The sequence below is a fragment of the Gluconacetobacter sacchari genome (assembly GCF_014174255.1).
In the GTDB taxonomy this organism is placed as follows: domain Bacteria; phylum Pseudomonadota; class Alphaproteobacteria; order Acetobacterales; family Acetobacteraceae; genus Gluconacetobacter; species Gluconacetobacter sacchari.
This window is the reverse complement of record NZ_JABEQJ010000059.1, coordinates 1-9,231: the sequence shown is the minus strand read 5'-3', so window position 1 is coordinate 9,231 and position 9,231 is coordinate 1. Positions and strand designations below refer to the sequence as shown.

The window sequence follows — 9,231 nt, the reverse complement described above, 5'->3', positions numbered from 1 at the left end:
GCGATAGGCGAACGGCCTCATCCTCAAATTCCTTCGTGAACCGCTTCTGTGGCATGCCCAGAAAACTCCTCTCTCAGTGTATCAGGAGCTCTCCACTTTTTCAGCGCAAGTTCACCCTGCCTCGCATCCGCATTCGGGGAAGCGTGTTGAAGATCCGGGCCAGGATGCGATCCCGTGAAAACTGGCTTCGACAGGCCCGGTCAGCGATACGGACCCAACGCATCCCATTTCACTCGAACGGCCCGCCGCCGCGTTCCCGGATGCGGAGGCGAATCCGCGCGGGGCCGATCACCTGAACGGAGTGGAGGTTAGTTTTCGATGGGAACGGCGGATGGGTTTCAATCCCCGGGCCAAGCGTCTCGACAGGCACGGCCTCCACATCGTCGACAAAGAAGGTGCAATGCGGCTTGCCCATATCGACCGATCTCAAGCCATCCGCTTCCAGCGCGCAGGTGGGCACGCGGGTCGGAAGGTGCGGCCCGCCACTTGCGATTCGCCCATTTATGACTCAAGGCTGACGCTTTCTCAGGAGCAAGCCTCCAAGCGCGCAGATCAACATGGATATTCCCGCGATCAGGAACGCATCGCTGTAGGCAAGCAGCAGCGAATCATGGTGGACAAGCTTGTCCATCACAGCGAGCGCTTGCTGCCGATAGGGATCCGCCGATTTGCCGTAGAGCGCTGTGTGGGAATCGACTCGCTGCCTGCTCAGCAACCTCACCAGCCCTATGGTCCGCTCCCGGAACGCGATCGAGAAAGGGCTGACCGCCTCGCCGATCCGGCTTGCGTGCAGCTTCTCGCGCTCCACGACAAACTGACTGGCCACCGCGATCCCGATGGCGCCGCCGACATTTCGGACGGTCGAGAACAATCCGGAAGCCGACCCCAGCTCAGACTTTTCAAGCCCATCCACCGCCATCACGCCCAGCGCCACGACGATGAACGACTGACCGATCCCGCGCACCACGAGCGACGGCACGATGACATTGGCGGCCGCGTTGCTGTCGAGATGAATATTCATCAGGCAGCCCGCGGCCATGACGACGAAGCCGAGAATGATGATCGCGCGTACGCTGGTCCATCGCATCAGCTTGGGGGTGGCGAAGGACATGACGAACTGGATCAGGCCATAGGGAATCATGGTCAGCCCGATCTGCTCGGCGTTATAGCCGTGCGCCTCGGCGAAATAGTTTGGAACGAGGAACACCACCCCGAACGCGACGGCGCCGAAGGTGAATTGCATCAGGCTCGCGAGCCCGAAGTTGTAACGGCCAAGCAGGCGCAGGTTGATGAAGGGCGTCTTCTGCCACAGCTCGACCAGGACGAACGCGGCGAGGCCGAGCGCGGCAATGATCGCGGCCTCGACGATGACGGTCGACGCGAACCAGTCCTTGCGCTCCCCTTCCTCCAACATGATCTGGAGCGCGGACAGGCCGAGCGCCATCGCGATGATGCCGCTCCAATCGCCGCTCCGCAGCTTGTCGAGAGACGCCGGTGCGCGCGGCGTGGCCCAGCCGATCGCCGCCAGCAGCAGCAGGCCCGGCGGCACCTGGAGATAGAAGATCCAGCGCCAGCTATAGGCTTCGGTCAACCAGCCGCCGAGCGAAGGTCCGGCGGCTTGCGCGACATTGTTGGCGACGGCGAACAAGGCCATGCCGAACGGATGCTTCGACGACGGCAGTTCGCTGACGATGATCTGGAAGGAGAGGGGAATCAGGACACCGCCAAATGCTCCCTGCAAGGCGCGGGCGACGATCATGGTGTTGATATCGGGCGCCATCGAGCAAACAATCGAGAACAGAACGAAGCCGCCTGTTCCAACCATGAGCACGCGCCGCATCGAGAAGACCGACACCAGCCATCCGGCCATCGGAATGATGATGATCTCGGCGACCAGATAGGCCGTGGTGATCCACGACCCTTCCTCGAACGAAGCCCCCAGCGATCCTCGGACATCGGGAAGCGAAGCGTTCGTCACATGGACGTTCATGCCCGCCATGAAGCAGCCGACGACACCGCCCAGGACGGCCACCCAGGAGCGCAAGGACACATGACCGGCAGCCTGGCCCGTCTCCGCGCGGCCGGTCATGGTCGGGAGTCTCGCGTATAGACAGTGGTTTCAACCGACATGCCCGGCCGCAACTCGGCCGTGCGCGGCTGGCCCGGGTCGACCACGATGCGCAGCGGCATCCGCTGGACGATCTTGGTAAAATTGCCCGTGGCGTTGTCGGGAGGAAGCAGCGCGAACTGAGCGCCGGACGCCGGCGCAAAGCCATCGACATGGCCCTTGATGGCCGCACCGCCGAACGCATCGACGATGATCTCGGCCGACTGACCAGGGCGGATGCGGTCGGTTTGCGTCTCCTTGTAGTTTGCAACGACGTAGACCTGCACCGGCACGACCGCCATCAGCGGTGTGCCGATGTCGGCATATTGCCCGGCACGCACGGTTCGTTGCCCGACCTGCCCGTCCACGGGCGCCCGGATTACCGTTCGCTCCAGGTCGAGGCGTGCCGCATCCCGCGCCGCCTGCGCCTGTCGCAGCGCCCCGCGCGCCTTGTCGAGATCGGCAGCCGCGGCGTCCCGCTGGGTGGCGAGAACCGGCAGATAGGCGCGGGAAGCGGCCAGCGTCGCGCGAGCTTCGGCCAGCGTCGCTGCGGCCTTGCGCGTCACTGCCTCGGCGGATTGCAGATTCTGCGTGCTGCCGACCTTCTGCCGGGAGAGGCTGGATTGCCGCCGGTATTCCAGATCAGCGAAATGAGCATCTGCCTCGCGGGCTGCGACGGCGGCGCCATTCTGTTCGATCACGCTCTGCTGCCGCATGGATTGTGCGTCGAACGTGGCGATGCGCGCCTGCTGCGCCTCGACATCGGCTTTCGCGGAGGCAACCACCCCTTCGGCCTGCTCGACCCTCATGCGGTAATCCCGATCGTCGATTCGCGCGAGAACGTCTTCGGCCCGTACCCGTTGATTATCCGCGACGGCCACCGAAACGATATTGCCTGCGACGCGAGGGGCGATCGTCACCACATCCGCTCGTACATAAGCATCGTCGGTTTCGATCATAAAGCGGCCTGTCGTCCACCAGCGCACGCCGAACACGCAGGTGGCGATGAGCGCCATCGCACAGCCGCAGGTCATGAGCTGGTGACGGCTCGGGCGCAAAGCAGAGAAGGACGAACGCATTCTGGCGGCGGTATCGGTCATGGAAACATCACTTCGAGGAGGCGGTCACCGGGGCGGTGGACGCCGTTCTTTGAGGGGATGGCAGGGCGACGGCCGGGGCGTTTTCCCACCCGCCGCCCAATGCCTTGAACAGAGCCACCTGCGTCGTGGCCACATCGCTATCGGCAGCGGCGAGGGCCGCTTGTGCATCGATGTCCGCGCGTTCCGCATCCAGTGCTTCCAGCGCGGACGCCGCACCCGCCGATCGCTGGATCCGCATGAGGCGATCCGCGCGGGCGCTGTGGTCGGCGGCCGCCCGCAAATCATTTTGCCGGCGCAGCGCCGCGCCGTAATCCTCCGCCGTCTGATTCACCTCCTTGAGGGCTCTCAGGATCGTGGCGTCGAAATTGGCGAGGCCCACGGCTTCACCAGCTCTGGCGTACCTGATGCGCGCACGGGCGGCGCTGATGTTGGGGAAGCTCCAACTCAACAATGGACCGACGCGCCAGACGAGATTGTTGCGGCTGGCGATCCCTCCGACTGTGGGCGACGATATCGCGGCGCCACCATCGAGAGAGATACGGGGGTAGAGACCGGCCACGGCGATCCCAATCCGCGCGGTGTCGGCCGCGAGCTTCTGTTCCGCGGCGCGCACGTCCGGGCGACGCCGCAGCAGAGTCAGGCCGTCACCGATCGGCAATGGCGTCGTGATGAACGGCAACCGCCTGCATGCCGCAGCGGCAGCAGGTATCTCGGTCGGCGGACGCCCGGTCAGAACCGCCAATTCGGCCAGGGCGTCATGTCGTTTCGCATCGAGCATCGGGATGGCCGCGCTTGCCTGGCCCACCAAGGCATCGGCACGCAACACGTCGACCGGCAGGCCGCTGCCGGCAGCCAGCAGCCGCTCGGCCAAATCCCGACCATGTCGCGCCAGTTCCAGGGACCGGCGCGCCACATCAGCCCGATGAGCATAACCACAAGCGTCGAGCCAGGCGCCGGTCACGCCGGCGGCGACAGCGACCCGGACACCATCTTCCAGCGCGGCCGATGCTTGCGCATCCGCCTTTGCGGATTTGACCGTGGAGCGCAGCCGACCGAAAAGGTCCAGCTCCCAGGACATATTGGTTCCGATGTCGAACCGTTGTCCGGTTCGGATATCGTCGGTTCCTCTTGACGCTGCGGCGATCTGGTCCTGAATTGTGCTGCCATCACCGGCACCGGTCGAAAGACGCGTCGTTGGCCATAATTCCCCCCGAGCTTCGCTCAGGATCGAACCGGCCTGTAGCAGGTTCGCCGATGCGGCCCGAAGGTCGCGGTTGTTCGCCAGCGCCTCCTCGACGAGAGCGTCGAGTGCCGGTTCGCGATAGAGATGCCACCATGTCGATGGTGGCGCGTCGGAGCGCACGGCTCCGCTATCCGTCAAATGGTTCGGGATGGTCACAGTGGATTGAGGCGGCGTTGTCGTGGCGCAGCCAGCCAGAAGCGATGTGGAGAGAATGGCGGCGATCACGCCGTCGCAAGAATGACTCACGGTGTCCGCTCGATGTTAACGATCCTCGGTTTTAAGTGATGACTGCTTGTCTTTCTCCGTTAAAAAAGACAATTATCGTCGCGATATGGACAAGGTGCGCACCTTTCAAGACTGCGAGCGCTCGTCGAGGCCGGTGGCGGCGTTGGCGAGCGATCATCCCGATGGCGAGCACATCGCCCCGCACAGCCATCCGCGGGCGCAGTTGATCCACACGCTAGGCGGTGTGATGACCGTGACGAGCGGGGAGGGAAGTTGGGTGGTACCGGCTGGACGGGCCGTCTGGATGCCGCCACGCGAGGAGCATGGGATTCGGATCGCCGGCGATGTTTCCATGCGGACAATCTTCGTCCGGGAGGACGCGCGATCCAGCCTTCCGCTGACATGCGAGGTGATCGAGGTTTCCGCGTTTCTGCGAGAGGCAATCGTCGCGGCGACCCGTATCCCGCTGGACTATGCGCCGACGAGCCGGGACGAACGGGTGATGGAACTGATCCTTGACGAGATCGAAGCCGCGCCACGCCTGCATCTGCACGTCGCCATGCCGCGCGATCCGCGTCTCGGGCGCCTCTGCGAACGGCTGATCGCTGACCCGTCCGCATCCGTCACGCTCGAGGACCTCGCGGCGGAAATCCATGTCAGCGGCCGGACTCTCGCGCGCCTGTTTCATCGCGAGCTAGGGATGAGTTTCGGGGAATGGCTGCGCCGCATGCGCTTGTTGCTGAGCTTGCCTCGCCTTGCGGCCGGAGCCTCGGTGCTGCAAGTGGCGCTGGAGCACGGGTATGACAGCCCGAGCGCATTCGCCGCCATGTTCCGCCGAACGCTCGGCGTATCCCCGACCGCTTATCTGGCTCATCAATGAGTCTTGACCGACTCAGGCCTGACGCACGTCAGCCACCGTGCCGTTGGTGAGGCGTATCAGCAGCTCCGCCGTCGTCCGAAATGCATGCATCGGAGACCCCGCCGCGGCCCAAAGCGGATCGAGCGGCAGCAACGCGCTGTCGATGACGGTTGTGACCTGACAGTCATGGCCGATCGGAGCGACGCCACCGACGGCAAATCCCGTCTTGCTCCGCACCCATGCGGCGTCGGCTGTTTTTACGGGTTGGCCGATCGCGGCCGAGACCTTGCTCCGGTCGATGCGGTGAGCGCCGGAAGCGACGACCAGGATGACGTGCTCGCCGGCCCGGAATACGATCGATTTGGCGATCTGCGCGACGGAGCAGCCGACGGCGGCCGCCGCATCGGCAGCGCTGTGTGTACCTGCCGGAAATTCGGCGATGCTGTCTTCATGTCCGGAGGCGAGCAACGCCTGCCGCACTTTGCCGACCATATCCATCATGATCCCTTTCTCCTGGGCCCCTTGTTGAGTTGAGGCGCGATCCCCTGTCGAGCGTTGTTGGCGGCGCTTAAAAGCGCCCGGACGGATGCCGTGGCAATGTCGGGATCAATGCCCGCACCAAACACCGTTCGGCCATCTGTTGTGCGGCATTCGACATAGGCTGCCGCTGGTGCATGCGCACCACGACCGATGGCATGTTCCTGATAGTCCGCAATGTCCAGCAATGGACCGCCCGCCTCTTCGAGCGCGGCCACGATCCCGGAGATCAGGCCGTTACCGCGTCCTGAGAGCGAACGGACCTCGCCGTCGATGGCGATGCGGCCGATGAAGAGCCGCTGACCCGCCGGACCAGTCTCCTCGTAGTCCACGAGCGCGAACCGATCGGTCGGACGCGGTAAATAGCAATGCTCAAAGCGCTGCCAAATGTCGGCAGCGTCGAGTTCGCGACCGGTTTCGTCGGCCAGCGTCTGCACATGAGAGCTGAAATCCGCCTGCATCCGCTTGGGCAGTTTCAGGCCCCGATCCTGCTCCATCACCCAGGCGACGCCGCCCTTGCCGGACTGGCTGTTGACGCGGATCACGGCCTCGTAGGTCTCGCCGATGTCCATCGGGTCTATCGGCAGATACGGCATCTCCCATAGGCCGTCGTTACGCTGTTCGTGCGCGGCAAAGCCCTTGCGAATGGCATCCTGATGCGAGCCGGAAAAGGCCGTATGCACCAACTCCCCAGCGTAAGGGTGCCTGGGATGGACCGGGATTCCGTTGCAATGCTCGACGGTTTCCACGACCCTGCGCATCGCGGGGAAGGACAGGCCGGGATCGATCCCCTGAGTGTAGAGGTTCAGCGCCAAGGTCACGAGGTCTACGTTTCCGGTCCGCTCGCCATTGCCGAACAGGCAGCCCTCCACGCGATCCGCACCGGCGAGCAGAGCCTGCTCGGCCGCCGCAACGCCGGTGCCGCGATCATTATGGGGATGAACGCTGATGACGACCGCGTCCCGCCGCGAGATGTGGCGACAGAACCATTCGATCTGATCGGCATAGACATTCGGCATTGCGACTTCGACCGTCGCCGGCAGGTTCAGGATTGCCGGGCGCTCTGGCGTGGGCCGCCATATATCGAGCACACGCTCGCAGATTTCCAGTGCGAAATCGGGTTCCGTAAAGCAGAAAGTCTCAGGCGAATATTCGAAAGTCCAATCGGTCTCGGGGCGCTTCAGGCTCTCTTCGAGCATCGCCGTGACGCCAGTGACCGCCAGATCAACGATTTCATGCCGCTCCATGCCGAAAACCACCCGCCGGAACAGCGGTGCCGTGGCGTTGTAGAGATGGACGATGGCGTGGTGGGCACCTTCCAGAGATTCGAATGTCCGGGCGATCAGATCAATGCGCGATTGGGTCAGAACCTGGATCGCCACGTCATCCGGGACTTTGTCCTCGTCAATCAGCCAGCGCACGAAGTCGAATTCAGTCTGCGACGCCGAGGGAAAGGCGACCTCGATTTCCTTGAAGCCGATCGCGACCAGCATGTCGTAAAAGCGCTGCTTGCGTTCCACGCCCATCGGATTGGCCAATGCCTGGTTGCCGTCGCGCAGATCGGTGGACAGCCAGCGTGGGGCCGCGGCCAGACGCCGTGACGGCCATTGCCGATCGGGCAGGTCGATGGGCGCGATGAAAGGGCGGTATTTAGTTTCCGGGTTTTTCAACATGATCGTTTTCCGTTGCACGCAAGGGGGAGAAGGCGAGCACGGCTGCATACGGTCGCCAGGATGCCGTCAGTCCTGGCGGCCGCCTGTAAGTCGCAGCACGACGGAAAGGCGTTGACCCTGCCGTGCGTCGAACCGGGCGCAGATGCGCGCACCGGACGCCTCGACAGCCGCCCACGCCACCAAGCGCGGCTGGACGTAACGGCTGGCGGGGAGGGCGATTGCAAACACGGTAAGACACAGAGACCTATTCTGGACTGGCGCTATCATATCTCCGGGAGCGATGATACTCTCGCTGGCAAGGGGCATTTATCGTCGCGAACGGATCAAATATGGGAATGCTGGGGCGAACTGCCACGGATCGGATCACTGTCGTCAGCCAGGACGCGCACCGCTTCGTCCGCGCGCGCCATGCGCATCCGCAGGCGCAACTCATTTACGCAATCGGCGGCGTTGTTTCCGTCACAGCGCCAGCCGGTACATGGGTCGTGCCACCGAGCCGGGCGGTTTGGGTTCCAGCGGGCATTGAGCACGAGACAAAAAGCTACGCCACCGTGCAGTTCCGCGCATTGCTGATCGACCCGGCCGAAGCGAAGGGGCTGCCCGACGCTTGCGCGGTGGTGGAGGTGACGCCGCTGTTGCGCGAATTGATCCTGCGGCTCGCGGCACTTGCCGAAACGCCGCGAGACGTGGAGTTTAGCTGTGCCGTCACGCGGCTGCTGCTGCTGGAGTTGGCGTTCCTGCCCGTCGAGCCGCTCAACCTGCCGACTCCTCAACACATGCAACTCGCGCGCTTCTGCGACTGGATACAAAGCGATCCTGTCCGCGCAGTCTCTTTGGAGGAGGCTGCCAGCGCGCTTCATATGAGTCGATCGAGCTTCATGCGGCTCTTCCGGCGCGAGACCGGCTTGAGTTTCGCCCATTGGCGACAGCAGGCGCGTCTATTGCATGCACTGTCGCTCCTGGCGGAGGGGCAATCGATTTTGAACGTCGCGCTCGCGTGCGGATATGACAGCCCAAGCGCCTTTTCAGCGATGTTCCGCCGGTCGCTTGGAAGATCACCAAGCGAATATTTTGGAAATTTCGCCGGCGGTCAGGGGCGGTCGTAGCGGGGGGCAATTCATGCCGCTATGGCTCACCGTTCGATGACATGCCTTGGCCAAGGATTGCTGCCACCCTTCAGCCATTGAAGGGCGTCGGTCCAGAAACCGGCGGCATGGCTGTCGTGGAAGAGATTGAAGTGACCGATGGCCTCTCGACCGTAATCGGAATGGGGTGGGGCACGGTTTTCCGAGACATTGAGGAGCGCTACGACCCTTGTGAAAGGAAGTAGCAGATGGACGACAGGAACGACGTGAATTGGAATGAGACGGAGGCCTCTGTCAAACGAATTGAAGAACTGACCCCTTTGGCGAAACGAGGAACTGCCCCCCCCCTCATGATGTGGTTGTCTCGACTTCCCTGATGGACGCTCCGGCCTTCTGCAGAAG

The 9,231-nt window shown here is 63.4% G+C and carries 8 protein-coding genes; 2 read left to right on the top strand and 6 right to left on the bottom strand.

Annotated elements, in window-relative coordinates; all coding sequences use genetic code 11:
* Window positions 1-229 precede the first annotated feature (229 nt).
* The 4 genes from HLH48_RS22150 to HLH48_RS22135 form a co-directional block, all read right to left on the bottom strand.
* The gene (locus HLH48_RS22150) at window positions 230-415 is read right to left on the bottom strand and encodes a diaminopimelate epimerase (RefSeq protein ID WP_182999625.1); all 186 of its coding nucleotides are present in this window, start codon (window positions 413-415) and stop codon (window positions 230-232) included.
* Window positions 416-508: 93 nt separating this feature from the next.
* Window positions 509-2,089: an MDR family MFS transporter gene (locus HLH48_RS22145; RefSeq protein WP_182999624.1), complete on the bottom strand. Its 1,581-nt coding sequence runs from the start codon at window positions 2,087-2,089 to the stop codon at window positions 509-511.
* Entirely contained in the window at window positions 2,086-3,207 is a 1,122-nt protein-coding gene (locus HLH48_RS22140) for an HlyD family secretion protein (protein WP_182999623.1), read from the bottom strand. Before HLH48_RS22140 ends, HLH48_RS22145 begins: the two co-directional genes overlap by 4 nt.
* 7 nt (window positions 3,208-3,214) lie before the next feature.
* The gene (locus tag HLH48_RS22135) at window positions 3,215-4,675 is read right to left on the bottom strand and encodes an efflux transporter outer membrane subunit (RefSeq protein WP_182999622.1); all 1,461 of its coding nucleotides are present in this window, start codon (window positions 4,673-4,675) and stop codon (window positions 3,215-3,217) included.
* A 67-nt stretch (window positions 4,676-4,742) separates the two neighbouring features.
* On the opposite strand from HLH48_RS22135, the gene HLH48_RS22130 reads away from it, so the two are divergent.
* Window positions 4,743-5,555 carry an AraC family transcriptional regulator gene (locus HLH48_RS22130; protein ID WP_220795273.1) on the top strand — a complete coding sequence of 271 codons (813 nt, stop codon included), beginning with the start codon at window positions 4,743-4,745 and terminating at the stop codon, window positions 5,553-5,555.
* 12 nt (window positions 5,556-5,567) lie between these two features.
* Here the strand turns inward: HLH48_RS22130 and HLH48_RS22125 are convergent, their stop codons facing one another.
* Together HLH48_RS22125 and leuA are read right to left on the bottom strand one after the other, a co-directional pair.
* A complete protein-coding gene (locus HLH48_RS22125; protein ID WP_220795272.1) occupies window positions 5,568-6,035 on the bottom strand; it encodes a YbaK/EbsC family protein in 468 nt (155 codons plus the stop codon).
* Window positions 6,032-7,744, bottom strand: a complete 1,713-nt coding sequence (gene leuA, locus HLH48_RS22120) for a 2-isopropylmalate synthase (protein WP_182999621.1) — start codon at window positions 7,742-7,744, stop codon at window positions 6,032-6,034. The genes HLH48_RS22125 and leuA overlap by 4 nt, the downstream gene beginning before the upstream one ends.
* A gap of 329 nt (window positions 7,745-8,073) precedes the next feature.
* On the opposite strand from leuA, the gene HLH48_RS22115 reads away from it, so the two are divergent.
* Window positions 8,074-8,850, top strand: coding sequence for an AraC family transcriptional regulator (locus tag HLH48_RS22115; protein WP_246387707.1), 777 nt, complete (start codon window positions 8,074-8,076; stop codon window positions 8,848-8,850).
* Window positions 8,851-9,231 lie beyond the last annotated feature (381 nt).

What these genes read in the sequence shown, in the direction of transcription:
- HLH48_RS22150 (WP_182999625.1), bottom strand. Translation starts at nt 415, where the DNA reads ATGGGCAAGCCGCATTGCACCTTCTTTGTCGACGATGTGGAGGCCGTG.
- HLH48_RS22145 (WP_182999624.1), bottom strand. Translation starts at nt 2,089, where the DNA reads ATGACCGGCCGCGCGGAGACGGGCCAGGCTGCCGGTCATGTGTCCTTG.
- HLH48_RS22140 (WP_182999623.1), bottom strand. Translation starts at nt 3,207, where the DNA reads ATGACCGATACCGCCGCCAGAATGCGTTCGTCCTTCTCTGCTTTGCGC.
- HLH48_RS22125 (WP_220795272.1), bottom strand. Translation starts at nt 6,035, where the DNA reads ATGATGGATATGGTCGGCAAAGTGCGGCAGGCGTTGCTCGCCTCCGGA.
- leuA (WP_182999621.1), bottom strand. Translation starts at nt 7,744, where the DNA reads ATGTTGAAAAACCCGGAAACTAAATACCGCCCTTTCATCGCGCCCATC.
- HLH48_RS22115 (WP_246387707.1), top strand. Translation starts at nt 8,074, where the DNA reads ATGGGAATGCTGGGGCGAACTGCCACGGATCGGATCACTGTCGTCAGC.